The following is a 23021-nucleotide window of genomic DNA, read 5'->3' on the forward strand; positions in this document are numbered from 1 at the left end:
CAGATCGAACCGGGACTCGGCGCTGCGTTCAGTGCAGCAGCTCGGGCAGCCGGTCGAAGAATGCCGGAACCGGTAGCGCGGCACCGAAATTGTAGGGATTGTCGGCGAGGGCGGTGCGGTAACGGTCGAGCAGGCTGCCGCCATTCCGCAACGGCTGGCAGGCCTCGTCGAGGCAATCGAGCTTGTAGCGAACCGCTTCCGTGATGTCCTGCCGGGTGTTGGGATGAATCTCGAGCCCGTGACGGCCGAGCACCGCGGTGTCGATCAACAACGCCTGCAGCGGCTGGCGATAGGTTTCCCGCAGCGACAGATAGCGCCGGGCGCGGCGGTCATAGACCGGACGTACGGTGAAGTCGGTGCGCTCGTGCCAGAACTGGCAGTCGTTGGAGATGCAGTTGACCAGCAGCATCGGCGTTCCCAGCGCCTGCACCGCCGTTGTCAGCCCCGATGTCGTGCCGACGAAGAAGCGTGCGGCGGCACAAAGATAGAGGTCCATCTCCGCTGATTTGATGTCGCTGTGAGCGTAGTCGAATACGCCGGTGACGCCACTGAGCGGCGTCATGCTGCGATCGCCGAGGCGGACGACGCCGCCGCCGCGCGCGGTAATGGCGGCGATCGCGTCCATGTAGTCGCCGACATTGGCTGAGCGGTGCTGGCGCGTCGTGCCTGGACCGTCACCATGATAGCCGCCCTCGCGGATGTGCATCGCGACAAACCAGTCAGCGGTGACGCCGGCCGCGCGCAGCCTTGCTGCGCCGGCCTCCATCAGGTTCGACGGAACCTTCACGATAGGGCCGCGCCTTTGTGCGGCCCAGGCGATTTGCGCGCGGGAGGCGGCGTGAGCCCACGGTTCGGCCAGGCCTTCCTTGCCCCGGACGGCGATGAACTGATCGCCGACCAGCCGCTGATAGGGCAGGAGATCGTCGACCAGAACGGGGTCCTCGACGATCGTCACATGCGGTGCGAACAGCCTGAGAAAAGGCTGGTTGACCACTTTGTCCGCCGGTGCGAGCAGGACGTAATTGGCGCGCGGCAGCATGCCCAGTGCGGCCATGCGCAGGTGGCAATCGATGAAGCCGATATGGCCGATCAGCGTGACCCATTCATAGCCGAGCAGCCGCACCGGCAGGTCAGCCTTGAAATGGCCGCTGACGGCGGCGATGCGCTGGATCAGCGCATCGGGGATCGACCATTTGTCCGCCAGCGCGTCCTGATGATCGAGCGCGGCTTGATAGCAGCGGAACGTATCCTCGTAGCGGCCCTGGTGATAGAAGTTCTCGCCGAGCTGGATCAGATTGTCGTAGATCAGGAGCTCGCCGGCATTCTCCAGCTCCCACGCACCCGGACTGTACGTCGAGGGATCGTAGCCGCCGGCATAGTTCTGGTGCGCCATCACCGAGCGCGGATCGCGGGCGACGGAAGCCTTGAAGCAGGCTGCGGCCTGCGCAAGCTCCCCCGCCAGGGCGTGGACCGCGCCGAGCTTGCGCAGCGCGTTGCTGTCGCCGGACGCCGATGCCACCTGCAGGAAATGCGCGGCAACGGGAAGGTTGCCGCGATACATGTGGGCAACACCGACCGCGAAATTGATCGCGAAGCTGCCGATCGACTCGGCTTGCGGAACGTCGCGGACGATCCGGTCATAGGCGCTGCAGAGAGCGAGGGTGGCGAAATAGGCCTGTGCACCCATCCCCGTCCGCGACTGCACGTCGCTGCGAAAGATCAGGTTCAGAATGCGGACTGCGCGCAACGCGCTCGGCTTGCGGCTGGCGGCGAGATGAAGCTGGGCTGACGCGGCGAGCGTCGTCAAGGTCAAACGCGCCAGCAGCCGGCCGAGCAGCGTTCCGCGCGCAAGCTGCCGGTCCATGAGACGGAGCAGTCTCGTGCCCGCAGGCGCGACGATGAGCGTGCGGTCGACGATGTTGGCGGCGCGCGTGGTGAGCGGCAGCAATTGGCGGCGCCGAGCGCTCAGAAAAGCATAGAGGCGGAACGCGGAGCCCGTCAGCCAGGCCTTCAGGGGCGATCTGCGGCGCGCGCCAGCCTGTGTCGGACCCGCGGTGGGGACGGCCGGACGGTCTGTGGCCGCAGTCTTCCGCGGCTTGCGCAGCCGATGCCGGAGAGAGCCGAAGGGAGCAGCGGGCGTCATGGGGCGCTGTAGCCCGGCGTTGCCGACACGATCGCGCGCCGCGCGCGCCGCTGCGCAACCAGGCGCGTCAGCGACATGGGCCGTGTCCGCAGGGTGACCCATGCCAGCGCAGCAAGCCGGCCGCCGGCGCCCAGACGCAGGAGCGACTGCAGCAGATGCTTGTCGAACGATGTGCCATCGAGCAGCGCTGCGGCGTGCTCGGCTTTGGCCGAGGGAGTTGTCTCGCTGCCTAGCACCATCCGCACCGCGCCGAAGCGGTTGCGCCGCGCGAACAAGGCGGCATAGTTGTCCGGGAATAGCCCGCTGTCGGTGATGAGCGCGCCGATCTCCTTGAGCTTGGCATCGAGCGATCTCGGGTCGGTCGCCGTGGCCGTCGAATAGTTCTGGCCGTGGATGCGCCAGTAGCCCAGGATTTCGGCGATGAAGTAGCAGCCAAAAGTCAGCGCGAGGCGTCGCGCGAGAAATGCGTCCGAGAACGAGCCGAGCTTGACGTCGAAGCCGCCGAGCGCCTGCAATGCGCCGCGCCGATAGAGCGACGTGGTGCCGGAGAAGTAGTTGTCGCCGACGCGCAGGATTCGTCTGACGTCCGCAGGCGTCAGCATGGTCGATAGGGCGGCGGGGAGCATCATCGGTCGCAACATCCGTCTTCCGGAAGCGCCGTTCGGTCCGATGATCTCGCAGCAGGCGACGATCAGCCCTGCATCGGGGTGATCCGCCGCGTGTGCCATGGCCCTTTCGAGATAGCGCGGGTGCAAGGCGTCGTCGGCACCGAGAAAGCCGATCCAATCGGTATCCGCGATCGCCAGCGCTTCGTTCTGGCCACGCACGACGCCCTGGTTCTTTTCATGGCGGATCAGTTGCCAACTCGGTCGGTCCGCGAGAAACCGGGAAATCACCTCGATGCTGTGATCGGTCGAGCAGTCATCGATGATGATGACGCGGTCCGGCGCCCGGGTCTGCCGGACGATGCTGCCGAGCGATTCTGGCAGGTAATGGGCATGATTGAAGTTCGGAACGACCAGGGTCGCGGTCGGCGAGGCGGCAGGGCTGGTCGTCATGGTCATGGCTCAGCGAACATCCTGCCGCAACATGGTCGGTTCGGCTGCTCAGGCCGGCGGCAGTTCCTTCAGAACATCGTCCAGCGCTCCGAACGCCCGCACGCGCCCGCCATCCAGATATAGGCCGAGATTGCAAGTTTCGCGGAGCAGCCCGAAATCGTGGGACGCCAGCACGACGATGCCCGAACGTTGCGTGATCTGCTGCAGCCGGTCGTGCGTCTTCTTGCGGAATTGCGCATCGCCGACCGCGATCCACTCGTCCATCAGGATGATGTCGCCGTGGATCGAGGCTGCGATCGAGAACACCAGGCGCAGCAGCATGCCCGAGGAATAGGTTCGGATCGGTAGCTCCAGATAGTCACCGAGCTCGGCGAACTCGGCGATCTCCGGCACACGCTCCTCGATCTCTTCGGGACTGAGGCCGAGAATGAGGCCGCGGGTTCGGATGTTCTCGTAGCCCGACGCTTCCTCATCCATGCCGAGGCCGATGTCGAACATCGGGACGTTCCGGCCGACGACGCGCAATGAACCTCGTGTCGGCTCGTAGATGCCGGCCAGCACGCGGATCAGCGTGGTCTTTCCGGCGCCATTGTGGCCGACGAGGCCGAGCCGATCTCCCTGCTTCAGGCTGAAGCTGATCTCGTCGAGAGCCTGCACGAACTGGAACGAACCCTCGCCCTTCGAAACCCGGCCACCGACGCGCGCCGCGGCCTTGATCGCCAGATGCCGGAAGGAGCGCGCATTCGGTGGCGCGACAGGAAATTCGATGCCGATCTGCTTGGCTTCAATCAAAGGCATGAGAGGTGAATCCAGAGAACTTGGCCGCTCCGGCGTGACGTCGTTCCGTTGCCGATCGGAAGTGCCGCAAAGCGGGCTGCGAAACAAAAACGGGACAAGGGATCAGGCCCAGTACACGACGCGCGAACGATAGCGCGTGTAGATATAGATCATCGCAGCCGTCAAGACGGCCACCGATCCAATGGCACCGGCCCAGGTCGCGAGGTTGGGGACGTCTCCCATCAGCGGGCCACGCGTGACTGACAGCAGATAGGCGATCGGATTGAGTGCAACGATCAACTCGCCTCCCTGGATCTTCGACGGCTCCCAGATGATCGGAGAGATGAAGAACAACAGCTGCAGCACGGCTGCCATCACCGGCGGCACGTCGCGATAGCGCACGCAGATCATCGATACGATCACCGACGCGCTGACGACGAAGACGTAGACGATCATCAAGCCGGCAATCGCGAGCACGGCACCGTATCCGACCGACCAGGGGTAGACGAGCCAGATGAAAGGAATGACGGCGATGTTGTGCAGAAAGATGATCAGATTGCGCTGAACCATGCGCATGACATGGATCAGGATCGGCATATCCACCGCTTTGATCATGCCGCCCGCATTGATCATCGTGAAGCAGGATTCGCTGAGCGACGAGGAAATGAAGCTCCAGATCGTCATGCTGACCATGAAGTGCGGCAGATAGGTCTTCATGTCGGCGCCTAGGAACCGGCCGGCCACGGTGCCCATGATCAGCGCCGTGATCGCGTTCGTGGCCGTGATCCACCACGGGCCGAGCAGCGTGCGGCGGTATTTCGAACGGATATCGCCGGCGGCGAGTGCGCGCCAAGTGACGTGACGGGTGACGAACGGGGCGATGTCGCTGCGGCAGCGCGCCCAGGAAAAGCGGCGCTGCTCCGCAACCACGAGCCGCTCGACCTGTCCATCGGTCAGGGTGGTCATCCTGCTACCTCGCGAGTGCCGTAAGCGTCTGTTTCACCAGCCGAAAATCGTTCGCCCCCGGCATGCCGGCGGCCGATTATCAGGGTTTGCTGGACCATGTTATGGACAGGCTGTCAACCTGTCAGCTTGGCATGGGCCAGCCGAGGCCCGTCCGGCCTGCTCAGATCGCACGCGTCCCCGACGCGTCGACGATGCGCGGCTCCGGAAGCGGCACCAGGAAGCGGCCGCCGGCGTCGAGATAGGCCTGGTTGCGCTTGAGGATCGGCTCCGCATAGATCCAGGCCAGGATCACCACGACGTCAGGTTTCCTGGCTGCAAGCTCGCTCGAGGGCAGCACCGGAATGTGTGCGCCGGGGCTGAAGCGGCCGTGCTTGAGCTGATTATCGTCGACGATGAACTTGACCCGATTCTCCAACTCGAAGTGGTAGAGCAGGGTGGTGGTCGTTGTCGATGCGCCGTAGGCGGCGATCAGCTTGCCCTCGCTGGCGGCCTTGTCGAGATAAGCGAGCACCTTGTGCTTGCACTGTTCGATTGCGGCAAACCAGTCGCGGTAGATCTGAGGCTTGGTGACGCCGCGGCGTTCCTCCTCGGCGATCAGCTGCGACAGCTCCGCCGAGCGCGGGCGTTTGGCGGTCGATTTCGGCTGGGCGAAGGCCCGGATGGATCCGCCTTTCGTGCCGGTGCGCGCGACATGGAAGAGCGTCATGTCGTGCCGGTTCAGGAAGGTCTCCAGCGGGATCAGCGCGTGATGCGAGACATGCTCGTGGTAGATGGTGTCGAACACCATGTTGTCGATCATGTCGACGATGTAGGACACTTCGAACACGAAGGCGCCGTCGTCGGCGAGCAGCAGCCGGATGCCCTTCACCACATCCGACATGTTGTCGATATGGGCGAACACGTTGTTGGCGCAGAACAGCTTGGCTTCGCCCTGTTCCGATTTGATCTTGGCCGCCAGCGCGCTGGTGAAGAAGTCCGGGATGGTCGGAATGCCCTCGCTGGTGGCGGTCGCGGCGATGTCTCGCGCCGGGTCGATGCCCTGCACGCGCATGCCTTCATTCTTGAAGGCCTTGAGCAGCGATCCGTCATTGCTCCCCATCTCGACGACCAGGCTTCCCTTGGGAATGGCGAGTGACGAGACGACGGATTGAGCGTAGCGCTTGAAGTGCTCGACGAGTCCGAGCGACACGGACGTCCGATAGGTATAGTCACGGAACAGCACGTCCGGATCGACGACGTCGAGGTTCTGCAGGTGACCGCAGGTCAGGCACAGATAGCAATCGAGCGGATAGAGGTCCTGCTTCTCGCTCAGCCGGTCCGCCGTCACGAAGGCATCGCCGATTGCGGAGGCCCGGATCGGCAGGACATGCTCGAGCGAGGTCGAACCGCACAGGCGGCAATCGGTCTTGTGCTTCACGTGCTGCATGAATAGGCGATCCTTGGTTGGCGATCCCCGCGGGGGAAGGTGGCCGAAACGAGATTCGCGGCGCGTTTTACAGGCCCGCGAAGCTCTTGGCGACCTCTTCTTGCCAGACTGTGGACACGCCCCCATCCAGGAACAGGCTCTGCCCGTTGATGAAGGACGCGCGCTCACTGCACAGGAAATCGAGCGCGTCGGCGCATTCTTCCGCCGTGCCGAGCCGGCCAAGCGGGACCAGCCGGCGGTAGGTGTCCATCAGCCGCTCATTCTGCTCGTAGAAGACGCGCGATTCGCGCTTTAGATATGTCAGCGGCATGATCGCGTTGACGCGAATGCCCTGGCGGCCGAGGGTTGCCGCGTAATGACGCACCATGGCATTCAGGCCGCCCTTCACGACATGGTAGCCGACGGGCTGGGAGCTGCCGACGAATTCGGCATAGACGGAGCTGACGACGCCGATCGCGCGGTCACCGGACGGGGCAAAATGCCCGGAAAACCCCTCGATCATGTCGCGAGAGGCGGTCAGGCCGACCTGGATCTCGCCCGCCCAGGGATCGCCCTGGCCGCGGAAGCGCTGGCTCAGCACGAGATAGCGGATGGGGCCGCCGGCCTCGGCGATCCGGGTCCACAATCCGGCATAGCCTTCGCTGTGCTCCAGATCCGCCGGGAAATGGCGCAGGCCGGGCTGGTCGGGAAAGTCGGCCGGGCGCTGGCGCGAGACGACGCTGACCGCGCAGCCGCGGGCCAGCAGGCGCTCGACCACCGCGCGGCCAAGACCCCGGGTGCCCCCGATGACGACGGCATGCACAGTCATGCGCTGGCGCCCTGCAGCGCGGCGACACGCTGGACCAACTCGGCCTGATAGGCTTCAGCCTTGTCGGCGTCGCGGTCCTCCGGCGCGAAATCTGCGAACACGGTGGCGGACGGGCGGAACGGGCCGTTGGTGATCTCGTGCACGATCAACAGATCGCTGCGGATGATCAGCGTGTGGAAAAAGGCATTCGACATCCGATAATAGAATGGGCGGCGGCCGCCGGGCGGTCCCAGCTCGACGATCCGGTCGATCTCGCCGTCATCCTTGAACACGACGATATCGACCTCGCCCTCGACGATGTGGAAGGCCTCGCTCTTGCCGGGATGTTTGTGTGGCCGGATGTAGGAGCTGGCATCGATCGCGATGATCATCTCGTGTAGCGAATCATCGCCGTCGGGATGGGCGTTGATGCGGGCGCGCCGCTTGGGGCTGGCCTCGACCGCCGCCTTGAGGGTCTCGATTTCGGCCGGCCCGACGGCTGCGATCGGTCCTTCGGCCAGGAACACCTCCGGAGATTTCTGGACGAGGCTCATGGGGCAGGGTCCTTCATGATGGAATTGTCGAGCGCTGCATAGATCGATCGGAATGCCACGCCGCGCGCCGCAAGAGCTGCGAGCTTGTCGCGCACCTTGCCTTCGATATGAGGCGCCACGGCGAACAGGCACAGCCTGATCCGCTCATCCGCTAGCAGCACCTGCGATCCTACCACAGGGACGCGCCAGCCCGGCGGGAAAAAGCCGCTTTTGTCCGCGTCATCATCCACGGCGAGCGCGATCAGGTCCGAAAGGCCGAAGGCGTTGACGAACATGATGGCGTGGTGGCCGACGCCGAACAGCGCGATGCGGTCGCGATCTGGACCAGCCAAGGCTGTCAGCTTGCTGCGCACCCCAGCGCGGATGCCGGCAAATTCGTCACGATAGGTCTGGAACAGGTGCGAAGGTCCCTGGGGCGCGACCAGCGGCGGCAGGCCTTCCGCAGTGGTCAGGACTGCAACCAAAGCGTCTTCCAAGGCTCCCGGGTAGCGCAGCAGAGCCAGCACGCGACAGCCGCTGACCTCGGCCAGACGACGCAATGTGTCCTCGACAAAATAGCTGCTGTGTTCCTCCCACAGGAAGCAGTAGTCGCGAGCAGCCAAGAACTTGCTGCTGTCGGGAACCTCGATCAGCAGCAGCCCGTCGGGCTTGACCAGAGGTTTCAGGGCCTGGAGCGCGCGTACCGGGTCCGGCGTATGCTCGATCAGGTAGCGGCACGAGACGATGTCGAACGGTCCAGGCCGCGCCGCCGACAGCTGCGCCGCATCGAGCCTGGCCTGCCAGGTCTCGAGATAGGGATAGCGGCCGGGCGGGGAGGCGCCGTCGAAGGGCAGCATGTCGGTGGTGAAGTGACGCGTCTGCAACCTTGTCAGCAAGGGCTGTTCGAACGGGCCAGCGCCGAACGCCGTCGTTGCCTCCGGCCGTAATCGGATCAACTCGTCGACGAGCGCGTCGAGATGGCCCTCCGGTTCGCGGTAGCGAATCCAGGGCACCTCCGGCATCAGGCTTTCAGGGCCAGGCGCGGCAGCGAGCTGAATCAATCCGCAGCTCTCGCATTCGACGATATCAAGGTCCACTTGCCGCTGGACGCGGCCGTCCTGGCCAAACGCGTTGCATACGGGAAGGCGGCCGAGAGCCAGGGCAGGGACAGCGGTGGAGGTGCTACACATGCGGCATCGGAAAGACATTGCAGCGCCCGTAGCTTCGACAGTCGGTGTCATCTCGCAGAGCTCAGCAAGAAGGTGCCGCCGTGGTGTCGTGTTTCCCTATCAATATCAATCCCCCACGCGGGAGAAAGCCGCAGGAAGGCTCTTTACGATGTCCTCGCCGGAAAGGCAATTCATCAGCTCCCCGCGCAAATTTCGTACATTGTCTGGCGCCCCGACCGGGATCGCTGTTGATCGGGCTGCCGCGCCGAAGTAATCGTTTCGAAATATGCTCGAGTGACGGCCAGAGGGCAGAGCAACGATGTTCGACACGATCTCGGCCGAGGGCTGACACCTGTACACGCATTCCGAGATGATCTTGCACGTTCGCCTCGTTGAGAGATTCTACAAGGGAGTTGCCAGCTTTGGCAGCTGTCTTCCGTTACATGATTCTGCGGTGGCAAAAGGGGGGCAACTGCTTGAAAGAGACGGTCCTTGTCCTACGGACAATTCTACGGATGCTCTGCGTGAGCATGGCCTGCTTTTCCGTCTTCCTGGCGCTCGGGGCGGGATTCTTGAACGCCGTCCTGGCGGGGCTCACGACGTTCATCTTCATTTCAGTCGGACTCGGCCGCAGAGTGCTCGAGCGGCTGGTTCTATGGTCCACCATCCTGCTCATTGTCGACAGGGCTGGCCTCTTGCCGATTGCCGCGTGGTTTCATCGGATAGTTGCAATAATCGATCGTACGTTGACTTGATGGCGCAATCGAGAGATCGGCCACATTCACGCTTGCTGTTTAGAGGCGCCATTTTCGATGCCGGCTTGGCTCTCGAACCCGCACAAACGCCTTGATGGGGTTCCAGTCCTGGTCCTTCGCGGGGACCGACTGGATTTTTGAGATACAGGCCAGGCCGCCAGCTGGAGACAGAGTTGGAGTATCCGATGCAGCTCTTAAGGGCGAGCTTCGATTTTCTGAGCCCAAAGCGCAGCCGCAGCCTCACTGAGCGGTCACCTGCGATCGTTGTGTTGCCGGCCGGACTTGCGCGTTCGAGAGAACTGTTCTCGCCGCAGTCGCCGCAATGGGGACGCATGTTGAGCGCCTGGGCCGCCAGATTTCTCGGCCTTCTGCCACCTCGTCTGGCTTTCCTGATCCTCGTCGTGCTCGAGATCGAGCAGCTTCGGGGCCGACATCTGCTCGAAGGGGCTTATCGGGTGCACGTCGCCTCGATGCTGGCGCAGAAGCCTGACCTGACCTTTTCGGGGGGGGTGAGGCGGTACTTCCCGGTCCAGTCGGCGGAGATCCTGTTGCGGCTCGGAGCCGATCGCGAGGCGTATGACCTCATCGTGCAGGATCAGCTCGCGGCTCGCTCGCTGGACTTGGCAAACACGATGATTCGTTCGCTGATCGAGCTCGCAGAGTTCGAAAAGGCGCATCGGGTGGCCTCGCAGCTTCCTCTGCTCGCGGGGCCTGAGCTGGTGGCCCATCTGACTTTTCTCAAGGCCATGCTGGAAATCATAGCCGGCGACGAGACCTGCGCGATCGAAAGCATGACCAGCGCCTGTCAAAGCCTTCCCAGCTACATGCGTCCTCATCAGAACATGGCATCGCGGCCAGCGCGAAACTACCATCCCAATCCGCTCGACTTTGCCTGCGGCTCTTTGGGCAGATTGTTCGATCTCTGCAACTTCGTAGGCCAGCGCGTCACTCATGTCGGCCGAGGCGAACTCGGCATCGACCTGTTTGCAAGGGCGCTCGCGGCGCAATCAGAGTTGCGCAGCAAGATCGTGCCGCCCTTGTCGGCGGAAACCAGCTACGTGTTGAGAAGGCTGTCCATTCCACTGGACGAATTGCGGGTCATTCCGGAGGAATGGACGACGCAAATCGGTCACCTCGGGATGCTCGACATCCTGTTCCGGATGCGTGACCTGGGATGGTGGTCGGGGAGGCCGCTGATCGTCGTGCGTTCGAACCTCGTCGCGAACAGGACGTTCTTTCGGCTGTTTGAAGGATTGGCCGACGTCGTGGTGATCGGAGAGACCGTCTCGCACGCGGTCGGTGAGGAGCTGCTGTCACTGCAACGATGGTACGGCATGAACTTCAACGTGTTTCGGCTGCCGAATGGCGAGGCCGTGCCGTGGCAGGAAGCCGGCGCTCTTGCCATCATGCAATGGGAGACGGAAGGGCGGGGCCACGTTTTGCGCGACGCATATGACCGGATTTTCGGAGCGACGCCGCAGGTTCAGGACGAGTTTCGACGGATGCGCGAAGCCTGGGGCATGAAGCCGGATGATTGGTATGTGTGTCTACATACCCGCGACGCGTCTCACTATGCCGAGGTCGATGGGACCGGTCAGACCCATCGCAACTCGCCGATCGAGACCTACCTTGATGCGATCCGCGCGGTCACCGACAAGGGAGGCTGGGTGATCAAGCTCGGTGGTCCGAATTCGCCCAGGCTGCCGTCCCTCGATCGCACGATTGACTATGCATTGAGCGACTTCCGCTCCGAATTGATGGACATCTGCCTGATCCGAAACGCCAGGGCGTTCATTGGCACGACCTCTGGATTGACGAATGTTGCGATCAGCTTCGGTATTCCGAGTGCGCTCGTCAACTGCATCACGACAGATCCGCAGTTATGGAACCGCGACGTTCGATTTGCGCTAAAGCCGGTGCGCCTGGCGGACGGCACGATGCTGACGCAGGCGCAGCTGACAACGGCCCCATGGCGGTGGCGCCTGTTCGATGCCGGTGTTCTCCATCGCAACGGTGCGCATCCGCAGAACAACACCGCGGACGAAATTCGCGCTGTAGCCGAAGAGGTGGTCGATCTGGCCTCGGGGCGTCACGTGAATGGCGGCTCGCAACGTCTCTTGGCGCGCTGGCAGGAACGGCTGCCCACACCCCACTATTACGGCACCAGCAGAATCAGCGCCTACTATCTCAGCAAGTATGAAGGCGCTCTCCTGTAGCCGCCGCGGAGGGATCGATCTGCTCAGGGGTCTCTCAGCAGGTTTCGGGCGTGCTTCTCCAGGAAATATTTGCTCGGCCGGGAGCTGCCGAAGAAACCTGGCACCTGAACGTGGCGCTCCCAGCCGACGTCCACGTCGGGGGGAGGGCCTATGCGCTGGAGATCCGAGATGTCGAGGACCTCGCGTACGGTCTCCAGGATCTCGTCCGAGCTGCTCTCGCTGACGACGAGCTCGGCGCGCGCCACGGACTCATATGTCGGGTAGGCCCAGCGATACTGCTCTGACGTCCACTCGCTGAGGGACAGCATGCGACCGTCCGTCCTGTGCACCGGCTTGAGCGCGAAGCGGGTGTCCGTTGACCACAACAGGCCGATCGAGCTCAAGGCGTTCACCATGGCCGTCGGGATGCCGAAGCTAGTTGCCACATAGGCAAAGCCGGAGGTGGTTCCAATGAACATGCGGGCGCGGCGCATCAGATGGATATCCATCGCCGGAAACTGGTCATCGCTGCGGGCATAGTCGATCACCCGCGCCATCTTCGGAAACGGGGGGACCTTGCGACCGCCCATCCGCACCACCCAGCCGCCGCATTCGGTGATGTGGCGGACCGCCTCGATATAGGTTGCGAGCGAGGCGTTGCGGATGGATTCGCCGACGCCCTCGGTATCGTTGCGCGTCTGGGCATCCCGCACATGGAGGCAGACGAACCAGTCGCCGTCAGCCATGCCCCATCGTCGTCGGTAGTCCTGGTAGGTTTGCTCGATGCGAGGGTCGGCGAGCAAGCGGCGGTCGTAGATGTCGCGCAGCGGAAAGGTGCGTTGCCGGCTTTCCCACTGCTTGAGCGCCAGTGATCCCGCATCGTTCCAGTACACGGCGCGTCCATCCTCGAAGCGGAAGGCCTGGTGCGAATCGCCGAGGAAGGGCGTCAAGCTGGCGAGCTCGTGCCAGACGCCCGGACTGGCGTTCTCGCCTAATGTGAGCGTCGGGCAGATGTCGGAGAACAGCGATAGGAATGGCTTGTTGGCGATCCGGTCCTTGTTGGCGAGCAGCAGGGGCTGACCTTGCCACCAGCCCATCTCCCGCATCATCAGGTGCACGTTGAGATGGCCATTGTGGCCGATGAGCGCGCTCCAGTCCGGAGAGAGCAGTTTGACGTCGGGCAGATCGGTCTCGAGCTTCTTGAGAAGGACCTTGAGCTCGGCGCTGGGAGCCGGCAGATGGCGGCGCAGCCGCTGCTGGGTATCGGTCAGCTTGATGTAAACCTGGGGGACATGAAAGCCCTCGCCGCTGTGATAGGTCGTCAGCAGCAGGTTGCGATAGGCGTAGAACAGGTTGATCTCCGCCAGGACCTCCCGCTGGGGATGGTCGGCAGGAAACCGCTCCCAGTACTGGCCGCTGTCCTCACGTGCGGCAAGGATGTCGTCGTGCCTGGGCAGGTCGAGCTGATTGACCAGCGTCTCGATCAATTCCTTGTCGCAGAAGTATTCCGGTACGTAGCGGTCCAGAGGGGCTTCGAACAGCTCGGGGTCGCCGTCTCTGCGGGCGTCGGCCTGTCGCCCCTCGAAACTCTTCTGCTCGAACCGGAAACTCCGGTGCTCGAGCATAACTTTGATCATCTCGGCAAAGCGGCGCAGGTGCTGCGGGCGGAGCGCGGTCCAATTGATCGTGTGGGCCTGCGCGAGCAGCTCCATGAAATAGCCCGACATCAGCTTCTTGATCAGCTGGCCGATCGACTCCATGAACTCGTCGTCGACCCGCTCCCAGTCGATGTTGGGAAACAGCTCAAGAACGCGCTTTTCCTTCTCGCAGATCAGCAGAAACAGGATCAGCTCGTTGCAATACTGATCCGAGCGCGGCTTGGAGAGCACCCATTGCATTTCCTTTTCCAGATGGGGGCCGCAGAAATAACGAAACTGCCGGTCGAACTCGTTGCGATGCGCATGGCGGCGAAAGATCAGGGCGACCATGAAGGCCTGTCGGAACGTCAGCAGCGCAAAAAACAGGTCCTTGAAGGGTTCGGCACGGTGTCCGGCTGCATTGAGGTACCAGCTGATCGCTTTCACGACACGTGCGGTCAGGCTCCCCTTCCATGATCGGATCACACCCGTCCGGCTTGGCGGAGGCTGGCCGGCCGGAATTGAATGAGCGGACACGAAGGACATTTTGGAGCCCCATACATGAGCGCGACAGTTGCATAATTCATAAGTATACTCGTTTTTGAATATAGAGCTATTCAGCTGACCGCAAGCCGCGGGACAGCGGGGCTCGGCGCAGCGAAAAAAGGTGGACGGCATGTAGATCAGTCTTGACTGTCGCCATGTGGTGATGGCGGTTCCTTCGGTGTCGTCATGCTTGTCAAGGAACCGGCCGACAGCTAGCTTTTGCCGGCGTTTCATGAGTTGTGGTCGGCCGCCAGCCTTTGCGGAAGTCGCCTCGCAATCAAGAGGCTGTCACTCGTGCGACGCCGGTCGGCCAAAGAGGACGAGGGCATCCTGACGTATATGCCTACGGATCTACAGACCGCCGGCCGTGCCTGCTGTTAGCAGCGCTGATTGCCACCAGGACGGTCGATGAGTTCCTGGAAAAGCGTGTGAATATCTCCGAATTTGTCAGCAGCCGGCGGCCGTCGCGCTGCGTCCTTTGGACGCAATCGACTGTTCTCCCGAAGTTGTCCTGGAGCGACCCGAACCGATGAACTTTGCTCAGCCGAACCTTGCCTTTGACGAGGCCCGCGCGACGCCGCTCGGCTATCGCAAGGATATTGACGGCCTGCGCGCGATCGCCGTGCTGCCGGTTCTCATTTACCACGCATTTCCCACCGCAGTCCCGGGTGGCTTCTACGGGGTCGACATCTTCTTCGTCATCTCCGGCTATCTGATCACCGGAATCATCCACAAGCAGATGCTGTCGGGCTCGTTCAGCATCGCGGATTTCTATGCCCGCCGGGTCCGCCGCATCTTTCCGGCCTTGATCACGGTGGTGCTGGTCACGTTTCTGATCGCATGGTTTGTGCTGCCGCCGCGCGAGCTGAAATCGCTCGGCACCAACATCGCAGGCGGCGCCGTCTTCATCCAGAACTTCATCCTGCTCGGGCAGGTCGGTTATTTCGATCTCGCCGCCGAAAAGAAGCCGTTGCTGCATCTCTGGTCGCTCGCGATCGAGGAGCAATACTACATCGTCTGGCCGATCCTGTTGTTGTTGATCGGGAGCTGGCGCCGCAGAAGCCTGGCGGTCACGCTTGCGCTGGCGGCGGCGTCGTTCATTGCCTGCCTGATCGTGCAGCCTCGCGCGCCCGATTACGCGTTCTATTTGCCGGTGACGCGGGCGTGGGAGCTGCTGGTCGGCTCCGGCCTGGCACTCTGGCTGGATGGACGCGGTGCGGAGGCTCGCTCGCAGCGGCTGATCGACCACCGGCTCGTGCGCGAGCTCATCGCATGGGCCGCGTTGCTCGCGATCGTGGTCGCGTTCTGGCGCTACGGTCGCCCGACGCCGCATCCGGGCGTTCACACGCTGCTGCCGGTGCTCGGCGCCGCCAGCCTGATTGCGACTCGCGGCACACTGGTGCATCGTTCCATTCTCTCCTCGATGCCCGCCGTCTTCGTCGGCCTGATCAGCTATCCGCTCTATCTCTGGCACTATCCGCTGATTGCCTATGCCCGCATCCAGTTCGTCGATGCGGTGCCGGCGTGGGTCATGATCGCAATCATCGCAGCCAGCCTGGCGCTGGCCTGGGCGACCTACCGCTTCATCGAGCGGCCGATCCGCTTCGGTTGCCAGCTTGTGCCGCTCAAGGTCGGGGGCCTGCTCGGAGCCATGGCCGCCCTGGGCATCGTCGGCGTCGTGGCTGACCAGACCAATGGTTTGCCGGTCCGGATTCCGGCCGAGCTCCGCGGCTTCATGCTCGACGGCAGCGAAACTGCGCGCTTCTGGCGGTCGGAAAAGTGTCTGCTGAAGCCGGATCAGAGCGCGTCCGAGTTTTCACCGGACTGCGCAGGCACCGGCCGGCATCCCCTCATCCTGGTGTGGGGTGATTCCTATGCGGCATCGCTCTATCCGGGACTTGCCCATTTCGGTGCCGAGCGCGGATTCGAGGTCGCGGAGTTCACGGCTTCGGCCTGTCCGCCGCTGCTCGGTTTCGTCCATCCGGAGCGGCGGTTCTGCAAGGGTGCTAATGATTTCGTCATCCAGAAGGTGGCGGAGCTCAAGCCGGATCTGGTGCTGTTCTATTCGACCTGGAGCTATAGCCCTGACGCCCTTCGCAACGGACTCGACAGAACGGTTTCGGCATTGAAGGAGCTCAATGTGCCGCGGATCGTCCTGCTCGGACCGCCGGCAACCTGGCTCGGCGAAAGCCTGCCGGCGAATATTCTTGATTATTATTTCCGGACGCACGCCCTGCTGCCGGCGCGCACCAAGTTCCGCTCGAACGACAATTGGACGCGGGCGCTGGATGAATTTCTGGAGGCGCAGGCGCAGCGCGTGGGTATCCAATACATCTCCGCGCGCCGGATGATGTGCAACGATGACGGATGTCTTGCGCGGATCGGCGCTGATGGATCCGACCTGACGGCCTATGATTCCGGCCATCTGACCAATCCAGGCTCGGTCTTCATTGCCAGGCAGACGCTGGAGGCGTTGCCTGGCTTCGATAAATAAGCCGCCGTCCGAGCGCCTGGGGCCGCCATGGATGATCCGATGGAGCTGACCGGTCGCGCCGGCGAGAGGGCCAGGGCCGGAGGCCTCGGTCCGGCTGGACGACGCTATCTCGGCTGTCTGCTCGGACTGACTGCGGCGATGCTGGGCGGCCTCGGCGTCTGGCTGGCGTCGCAGGGCGGCGACCATTTCAGTGCGATCAGCAGGCCGGACGACCCGGCATGGTATCGCAATTTCGGTGGCGACAGCGTCACCGAGATCCAAGACCAGGATCTGTTCTATCATCACATCGGCCGTTCGATCGACCATGCGCGTCAGGCCGACGTCATCATCCTCGGATCATCCCTGGTGTCGTTCGCTGTCGATCAGGCCATCATGCGCGAGCGTATCGAACAGCGCTACGGGCTGAAATTCTACAACATGGCGTTCGTCGGCGTCGCCAGCGGCGAGTTCGTGCGGCAGATCGCGCGCAAGCATCACATCCGTCCGCGGCTGTGGATCGTGAATGCGGACGACGGCGGAGGCGGCGGCAACTTCTTCCACCGGAACCTGATGCGGTCCTTCGGTGCCGACGCCCGCCAGATCCCGAGCATCAAGCTCAGTCGCTTCGGGGCGTATTATGAGGTGTTAAGGCGCAATCTGCGATGGCGGCTGGAAGACGCGACGCGGGATGTTCGTCGCTCGTTCGCGGCGCCGAGAGCCGGCGCGATTCCGCCTTTCGAACGCGACGACCGGACTGGGGCCGCTGACATGCGCGCGTTCCCGCGCTTTCTCGCCGACGGCAATCCCGGGGTGAAGATGACGCGCGATCCTGACTGCCATACCACGCCGGACGTGATTGCCAATGCGCGCGAGTTCGTGCGGTCGCTCGGAGCGCCCGTCGTGATGACCTTGGTGCCGAACTTCCACGGCTGCAGAACTCAGGTTCGCGAGGTCGCGGACGCGATTGGTGTCGAGATGGCGATGCCGGCACGCACCGACTATTCGAGCTGGGACGGCGGAGGCCATCTCGACCGCAGGGGCGCCGCCGACTTCACCCTTGATCTCGTCAGCGCGCTGGAGAAGACGAGCGCGTTTCAGCGGATTCGCGAGAATGACGATCGCCAGCAGCGTTGAGCTCCGAGCCGCGGGCTCCGACTCGTCGTCGCAGCTCCGCACGGCGCAGGCGTTGACCTATCGGCCCGACATCGACGGGCTGCGCGCGGTCGCGGTGATCGCGGTGCTCATCTACCACGCCTTTCCGCAGCTGCTGCCGGGCGGCTTTGCCGGCGTGGACGTCTTCTTCGTGATCTCGGGCTATCTGATTACCGGGATCATCGATCGTCAATGCGCCGAGAAGAGCTTCAGCTTCGCGAGATTCTACGCCCGCCGCATCCTGCGGATCTTTCCGGCTTTGATCGCCGTCGTGCTGGCGACATTCCTGATCGCGTGGTTCGTGCTGCCGGTGGCCGAGATGGAAGCGCTCGGGACCAACATCAAGGGCGCTGCAGCGTTCGTCGAGAACTTCATGCTGCACGAGCAGATCGTCGGCTATTTCGATCCTGGCGCCGAACGCCTTCCGCTGCTGCACCTGTGGTCGCTGGGCATCGAGGAGCAATACTACATCATCTGGCCGGCGGCCTACGTGCTGATTGCCCGATGGCCCTCGCACAAGGTGGCCATCATTGCTGCCTTGGGGCTCGGCTCCTTGGTGCTCTGTCTCGCGACACCGGCGCAAGATGCGGCCTGGGCGTTCTACTCCCCGACCACGCGCGGGTGGGAACTGCTGGCCGGCTCGCTTCTGGCGGTCTGGCTATCGCCGCGGCCGCGTCGTCACGCAGTTGAGATGCCCCGCAACCTGCTCGCCGGCTTCGGCGCGGCCGGACTCCTGGTCGCATTCTTCCTCGTCAGCGGCAGTTCGCCCTGGCCCGGCGTTCGCACCATCCTCCCCGTGGCGGCGACGATGGCGCTGATCGCGACCGGCGGCACATCCATGCATCGCATGCTGGCCCAGCGTCCGGTGGTCTTCGTCGGCCTCATCAGCTACCCGCTCTATCTCTGGCATTATCCGCTGATCGCCATCCTGAAGCTTCACGTCGGTGGAGCCGCCCCGGCTTGGATGCTGCTGATGATGCTCGGGCTGAGCGCCGTGCTGGCATGGCTCACCTACCGCTTCATCGAGCTGCCGATCAGGTTCGGAGCGGCGCCCATGTCCTGGCGGGTGTGGCCGTTGCTGGCCGCCATGACGGCCACGGGAGCTGTCGGAATCGTTGCGACGAGCACGCGCGGCCTGCCGGTCCGGTATGCACCTGAGATCAGGGGCTTCATGCTGTCCGGCAGCGAGACGTGGTCGCACTGGCGTCGCGGCCGCTGTCTGCTCGTTCTGCAGCCGGCCTCGGCTTTCGGCGCCGAGTGCGCCGGGCAGGGAGGCCGGCCGCTGCTGCTGATCTGGGGCGATTCCTATGGCGCGGCGCTCTATCCAGGCTTGCTCCATGTCTCAGTGGAGCGCGGCTATGACGTCGCGCAGTACACCGCGTCCGCCTGTCCGCCGCTGATCGGCTACACGCTGGACGCACGGCCGTTTTGCAAGAGCATCAACGACGACGTCGTGCTGCGGATCGGGCGCCTGAAACCCGATGTCGTCATTCTCGACGCCACCTGGGGCCATGCCGAGGCGGTGCTGCGCGAGGATCTGCCGCGTACGGTTGCCGCGCTCAGGGCAAACGGCATTGCCAGGATCGTGCTGATGGGCCCGCCGCCGAGCTGGCTGGGCGGCGGCCTGTCTCCCAATGTGCTGGACTACTACCGGCAAACCGGACAGCTGCTGCCGGAGCGGACCGTGTTCCGCTCCAACGACGAATGGACGCGCGGCCGCGACGCCCTGTTCCGCGAGCTCACCCGTGAGCTCGGCATCGACTACATTTCGGTGCGCGACGTGTTCTGCAACGACGAGGGCTGTCTCAGCCGCATCGGTCCCGGCGCCTCGCAATTGACGGCGTTCGATCCCGGGCACCTCACGGGTGCCAGGTGCCATCTTCTTGGCGGGCCACGTGATCGGCGACCTCTTAGGTCCCGCCCGGCGGCCGTCGCCGTAAGCCGGGTCAGATCGGATCGGCCGGAATGCCACGATAGGAATGGATCAGGAAGCGCGTGCCGCCGACCGAGTAGTCGCCGCTGTTGGAGGCCTCGATCGCGAACATCTCGACCAGCTCCTTCCAGGCCTGCCGCTCGCCGGTGGTCGGGATCGCGCGATTGGCGTTCCAATCGTCGAAGCAGATGACGGCGCCGATCGAGATCATGCCGCGCTCGAACAACGGGACCAGCGCATCCATGGTCGACTGATACAGGTCGCCGTCGAAATGGATCATCGCAAAGCGCGTCTCCGGCGGCAGCGTCTTCACGGTATCGGCGAACCAGCCCTCATAAAGTTCGAAGCGGTGCGGCGGCAGGATCTTGCCGATGCGCTCGCGCAGCTCGGGCGCCGCCAGCACCTTGCAGCCGCCCTTGGCCCAGGCGCCGGAAATCACATGCGGCGCGACCTGATCGATCGGGGAGGTGATCTCGGGCAGTCCCTCGAAGCTGTCGAACAGCCGCAAGACGCGAAACGGGTTTTCGCCCGAGGCGCTCTTGGCAAGCGGCTGCCGCTGAAGATCGAATACCATCGACATCGCCAGCGTCGCAGCGCTGAAGCCGCCCATCGTGCCGAATTCCGCGACGTCGCCGTTCACATGCGCGCTGTTGATATATTGAACGCTGAGCGTGAGCGCCTTGGCGATCTCCTTGGCAGGCAGGATCAGCACGTCCTCATAGCCGTAATATGACGCAGGCGAGGGAAGCTGCTTGGCCTTGTATTTCTCGAGCGCAATGTCCTGGATCAGCCGTCCGTCGTCGCTGCCGTGAAAAACGGGAGCAGCGATCGCGATGGCCGGCGTGGTGGCGGACCCGCTCGCCTCATCCGGACCATATGGCCAGGGCAGCGGCGGCTCGAACATGATGGCGCGCTTGACCGACCGCAACCAATAGAGCGCCGGCGGTGGAAGCGCATTGGCAAGCCCATTCTTCAACGCGGTAAGCATTGACACATCTCCGATGCGGTCCAAGCCAATAGCCACGCGACCTTACAACAAGCGGCTCATACGCAAGCTGCGGCCTTGCCATCTCGCTTAACGGCCCTGCGAGGGCTCTGCAAGGGATAAGGTCAGTCGGGGGTCTTGCAGCTGAGTACCTTGGTCCGCTTCTTGTTGCAGGCAAGACGGGTGCGTTGTGGCGTTGATCGAGTCCGCTTCGTGAGGTGCGTTGGGCTTGACACGTCCGGGCATTGGACAATGCTCAGGAGACCTGCCACAACTACCTAATCGGCAGGCACGGCGAGCGGGAGGGGCAATGGGACTGATCGCAGCTGGAAAAAATGCCACTAACCAGGTGTTGCGCTCGTTTGGTCTGCAGTTGGTCCGAGCCGAGACGATCGACCGGCTCTCAGCGGTCGGACGAGTCCCGGTGCCAAAATCGCCGCCGCCGGCTGCAGCCGAGGTCACCCCTGCGGCACCTGTCGTGGTGGACTCCGTTGCTCAACAGGTGGAGATCGCGTTTCAGAGCAGCGTCGAGGCCAACAAGTTCCGCATGACTCCGCGGGATGGCGAACCCGCAGAGACCGTCAGCCGGGCCTATCTCACGACGTTGCAGCGTGAATCGGCGGCGCTCCGTGCCCAGGGCGACGAACTGGTTCGCCTGCGCCGTACGGTCGAACTCTTGTCGGCCGGAGGAGGGTCCGCGCAGTCGCCATCTTCGCCCTCGGTCGAGGTCGAGCGTCCGGCGGGAGACGGCATCTACGTTCCGGTCTACGATTTCGACGGGTTGCGCAACGATCCCTACATTGTTCACAACCACGACTTCATGCGGGATCCGCGCTTCGTCGCCGCCTACAAGCGGGCCGTCCAGGCGACCGTCATCGACCATCGCTATTACTGGCGCGTCCACGTCGCGCTGTGGTGTGCGAGCCTGGCGCTGCGGCTGGACGGCGACTTCGTCGAATGCGGCGTGTGGAAGGGACTCCTGAGCACCGCCATTGCCTCCTATTACGATTGGAACAAGGTGGGCAGGAAGTTCTTCCTGTTCGACACGTTCCGGGGCGTCGACGAGACTCAATTGGCGGACGAGGAGCTGATCAACATTCCGCATTTCCGCATCGGATATGGTGAGGACATCTACGACCACGTCGTCAGGAACTTTGCGGAATTCAAGGACGTCGTGATCACCCGCGGCAGCGTTCCGGAGACGCTGACCAGCGTCGACATCGGCAAGGTCGCCTACCTCTCGATCGACATGAACAATGCTGCCCCCGAGATCGCCGCGGCGACCTATTTCTGGGACAAGCTGTTGCCGGGCGCGCCGATCCTGCTCGATGACTACGGGTTCGTGCGCTACGAGGCCCAGAAGGAAGCGTTCGACAAGTTTGCGGCGGAGCGGGGCGTCGCCATCCTGGCGCTGCCGACCGGACAGGGCCTGATGATCAAGCCCTATTCGTGATCCCTGAATGGTCGACGCCGCGTCAATCCATCCGCGGCTTCATGCCGCGGTAGGAATGGATGATGAACTTCGTGCTCTGGATCGCGTAGTCGCCGGAGTGGCTGGCGACGATCTCGAAGCGGCTCACGAGATCGGCCCAGGCCTTGCGCTCGCCGGCGTCGGGGTCAGCTTCGTTGCAGTTCCAGTCGTCGAAGCAGATCACGGCTCCCTTGGAGATGAGGCCGCGTTCGAAACACGGGACGAGCGCATCCATGGTCGACGAATAGAGATCGCCGTCGAAATGGATCAGGGCGAGGCGCGTATCGTCAGGCAGCTGCTTGACGGTATCAGAGAACCATCCTTCGTAGATCCGGACCCGGCTCGGTGGAATGATCGCCTCGACCATGGTCCGCAGTTCGTTTGCACTGAGGATCCGGCAACCGCCTTTTGACCAGGTTCCGGACTTCACATGCTGCGACTCGAGGTCGACTTTGTCGGTGATCTCCGGCAGCCCCTCGAAACTGTCGAACAAGCGCAAGGTGCGCAGCGGATGGTTCGGCTGGTAGCGCGGATCGAACACCATCGCGTTGGCCAGCGTGCGCGCAGTAAAGCCGCCCATGGTGCCGAACTCGACGATATCGCCCTTCACGTCGGCGCTGTTGATGTACATCACGCTCAGGGTCAGCGTGCGCGCGATCTCCTTGGCCGGCAGGATCAGCACGTCGTCGACGTCGAAGAACAGATACGGCGCGCTGATCTTGTGGGCGTCTAGCCGTTCCAGCGCCTCGGTCTGTCTCGTTCGCGGTTCATGCGCAGCCGGTTGCACCTCACCGGTGGGTGCGGAGGCGGCTTCGGATGCAGGCGCTTCGGCCGCTTGCGGACGCTCCGGCGGCGGCTGCCCCATCAGGGCGCGCTTGATCGAGCGCAGCTTGAAGAGCGTTTGAGGTGGCAGTCCTTCAGCAATCGCAACCTTCAATGACTTCGTCATTGGCAGCCCCGTCCCGTGCTCTTGCCTCTGGAAGCACATTTATAGAGACATTCTGCAAAGATCGCA

At 63.4% G+C, this 23021-nt stretch carries 15 protein-coding genes and 1 pseudogene; 5 read left to right on the top strand and 11 right to left on the bottom strand.

Going from position 1 to position 23021, the window contains the following annotated elements:
* Positions 1-28 precede the first annotated feature (28 nt).
* From ACVIJ6_RS22500 to ACVIJ6_RS22535, 8 genes are all read right to left on the bottom strand, one after another.
* Positions 29-2143 carry a TIGR04372 family glycosyltransferase gene (locus ACVIJ6_RS22500; protein WP_456774482.1) on the bottom strand — a complete coding sequence of 705 codons (2115 nt, stop codon included), beginning with the start codon at positions 2141-2143 and terminating at the stop codon, positions 29-31.
* On the bottom strand, positions 2140-3207 hold the full coding sequence (locus ACVIJ6_RS22505; protein ID WP_456774483.1) for a glycosyltransferase family 2 protein: 1068 nt from the start codon (positions 3205-3207) through the stop codon (positions 2140-2142). The genes ACVIJ6_RS22500 and ACVIJ6_RS22505 overlap by 4 nt, the downstream gene beginning before the upstream one ends.
* 42 nt (positions 3208-3249) lie before the next feature.
* Positions 3250-3999 (bottom strand): ABC transporter ATP-binding protein, encoded by a 750-nt coding sequence (locus ACVIJ6_RS22510; RefSeq protein ID WP_456774484.1) that lies wholly within the window; start codon positions 3997-3999, stop codon positions 3250-3252.
* A 102-nt stretch (positions 4000-4101) separates the two neighbouring features.
* Positions 4102-4944 (bottom strand): ABC transporter permease, encoded by an 843-nt coding sequence (locus ACVIJ6_RS22515; protein WP_456774485.1) that lies wholly within the window; start codon positions 4942-4944, stop codon positions 4102-4104.
* Between the two features lie 160 nt (positions 4945-5104).
* Positions 5105-6370, bottom strand: coding sequence for a methyltransferase domain-containing protein (locus ACVIJ6_RS22520; protein WP_456774486.1), 1266 nt, complete (start codon positions 6368-6370; stop codon positions 5105-5107).
* Positions 6371-6437: 67 nt separating this feature from the next.
* Positions 6438-7178 carry an SDR family NAD(P)-dependent oxidoreductase gene (locus ACVIJ6_RS22525; protein WP_456774487.1) on the bottom strand — a complete coding sequence of 247 codons (741 nt, stop codon included), beginning with the start codon at positions 7176-7178 and terminating at the stop codon, positions 6438-6440.
* Complete coding sequence (locus ACVIJ6_RS22530) at positions 7175-7711, bottom strand: WbuC family cupin fold metalloprotein (RefSeq protein WP_456774488.1); 537 nt, start codon at positions 7709-7711, stop codon at positions 7175-7177. Before ACVIJ6_RS22530 ends, ACVIJ6_RS22525 begins: the two co-directional genes overlap by 4 nt.
* Positions 7708-8931, bottom strand: a complete 1224-nt coding sequence (locus ACVIJ6_RS22535) for a methyltransferase domain-containing protein (protein ID WP_456774489.1) — start codon at positions 8929-8931, stop codon at positions 7708-7710. Before ACVIJ6_RS22535 ends, ACVIJ6_RS22530 begins: the two co-directional genes overlap by 4 nt.
* Positions 8932-9949: 1018 nt before the next feature.
* On the opposite strand from ACVIJ6_RS22535, the gene ACVIJ6_RS22540 reads away from it, so the two are divergent.
* A complete protein-coding gene (locus tag ACVIJ6_RS22540) occupies positions 9950-11830 on the top strand; it encodes a TIGR04372 family glycosyltransferase (protein WP_456774490.1) in 1881 nt (626 codons plus the stop codon).
* A gap of 23 nt (positions 11831-11853) precedes the next feature.
* Here ACVIJ6_RS22540 and ACVIJ6_RS22545 read toward each other — a convergent pair whose 3' ends face one another.
* Complete coding sequence (locus tag ACVIJ6_RS22545; protein WP_456774491.1) at positions 11854-13893, bottom strand: TIGR04372 family glycosyltransferase; 2040 nt, start codon at positions 13891-13893, stop codon at positions 11854-11856.
* Between the two features lie 628 nt (positions 13894-14521).
* On the opposite strand from ACVIJ6_RS22545, the gene ACVIJ6_RS22550 reads away from it, so the two are divergent.
* The 3 genes and pseudogenes from ACVIJ6_RS22550 to ACVIJ6_RS22560 form a co-directional block, all read left to right on the top strand.
* A complete protein-coding gene (locus tag ACVIJ6_RS22550) occupies positions 14522-16486 on the top strand; it encodes an acyltransferase family protein (RefSeq protein WP_456774492.1) in 1965 nt (654 codons plus the stop codon).
* 39 nt (positions 16487-16525) lie between these two features.
* The gene (locus tag ACVIJ6_RS22555) at positions 16526-17599 is read left to right on the top strand and encodes a hypothetical protein (protein ID WP_456774493.1); all 1074 of its coding nucleotides are present in this window, start codon (positions 16526-16528) and stop codon (positions 17597-17599) included.
* A pseudogene (locus tag ACVIJ6_RS22560) lies at positions 17577-19427 on the top strand (acyltransferase family protein); the annotation flags it as partial. The gene ACVIJ6_RS22555 and the pseudogene ACVIJ6_RS22560, both read left to right, overlap by 23 nt.
* Before the next feature lie 136 nt (positions 19428-19563).
* On the opposite strand, the gene ACVIJ6_RS22565 reads toward ACVIJ6_RS22560, so the two are convergent.
* Complete coding sequence (locus ACVIJ6_RS22565) at positions 19564-20538, bottom strand: TylF/MycF/NovP-related O-methyltransferase (protein ID WP_456774494.1); 975 nt, start codon at positions 20536-20538, stop codon at positions 19564-19566.
* A gap of 307 nt (positions 20539-20845) precedes the next feature.
* On the opposite strand from ACVIJ6_RS22565, the gene ACVIJ6_RS22570 reads away from it, so the two are divergent.
* On the top strand, positions 20846-21988 hold the full coding sequence (locus tag ACVIJ6_RS22570) for a TylF/MycF/NovP-related O-methyltransferase (RefSeq protein ID WP_456774495.1): 1143 nt from the start codon (positions 20846-20848) through the stop codon (positions 21986-21988).
* A 22-nt stretch (positions 21989-22010) separates the two neighbouring features.
* On the opposite strand, the gene ACVIJ6_RS22575 is transcribed toward ACVIJ6_RS22570, so the two are convergent.
* A complete protein-coding gene (locus ACVIJ6_RS22575) occupies positions 22011-22955 on the bottom strand; it encodes a TylF/MycF/NovP-related O-methyltransferase (RefSeq protein ID WP_456774496.1) in 945 nt (314 codons plus the stop codon).
* Positions 22956-23021 lie beyond the last annotated feature (66 nt).

The sequence above is a fragment of the Bradyrhizobium sp. USDA 4369 genome (assembly GCF_054056435.1).

Coding starts and splice junctions, on each gene's coding strand:
- ACVIJ6_RS22570 (WP_456774495.1), top strand. CDS start 20,846: ATGGGACTGATCGCAGCTGGAAAAAATGCCACTAACCAGGTGTTGCGC.
- ACVIJ6_RS22575 (WP_456774496.1), bottom strand. CDS start 22,955: ATGACGAAGTCATTGAAGGTTGCGATTGCTGAAGGACTGCCACCTCAA.
- ACVIJ6_RS22535 (WP_456774489.1), bottom strand. CDS start 8,931: ATGACACCGACTGTCGAAGCTACGGGCGCTGCAATGTCTTTCCGATGC.
- ACVIJ6_RS22530 (WP_456774488.1), bottom strand. CDS start 7,711: ATGAGCCTCGTCCAGAAATCTCCGGAGGTGTTCCTGGCCGAAGGACCG.
- ACVIJ6_RS22565 (WP_456774494.1), bottom strand. CDS start 20,538: ATGCTTACCGCGTTGAAGAATGGGCTTGCCAATGCGCTTCCACCGCCG.
- ACVIJ6_RS22505 (WP_456774483.1), bottom strand. CDS start 3,207: ATGACCATGACGACCAGCCCTGCCGCCTCGCCGACCGCGACCCTGGTC.
- ACVIJ6_RS22525 (WP_456774487.1), bottom strand. CDS start 7,178: ATGACTGTGCATGCCGTCGTCATCGGGGGCACCCGGGGTCTTGGCCGC.
- ACVIJ6_RS22510 (WP_456774484.1), bottom strand. CDS start 3,999: ATGCCTTTGATTGAAGCCAAGCAGATCGGCATCGAATTTCCTGTCGCG.
- ACVIJ6_RS22515 (WP_456774485.1), bottom strand. CDS start 4,944: ATGACCACCCTGACCGATGGACAGGTCGAGCGGCTCGTGGTTGCGGAG.
- ACVIJ6_RS22500 (WP_456774482.1), bottom strand. CDS start 2,143: ATGACGCCCGCTGCTCCCTTCGGCTCTCTCCGGCATCGGCTGCGCAAG.
- ACVIJ6_RS22520 (WP_456774486.1), bottom strand. CDS start 6,370: ATGCAGCACGTGAAGCACAAGACCGATTGCCGCCTGTGCGGTTCGACC.
- ACVIJ6_RS22550 (WP_456774492.1), top strand. CDS start 14,522: ATGAACTTTGCTCAGCCGAACCTTGCCTTTGACGAGGCCCGCGCGACG.
- ACVIJ6_RS22555 (WP_456774493.1), top strand. CDS start 16,526: ATGGAGCTGACCGGTCGCGCCGGCGAGAGGGCCAGGGCCGGAGGCCTC.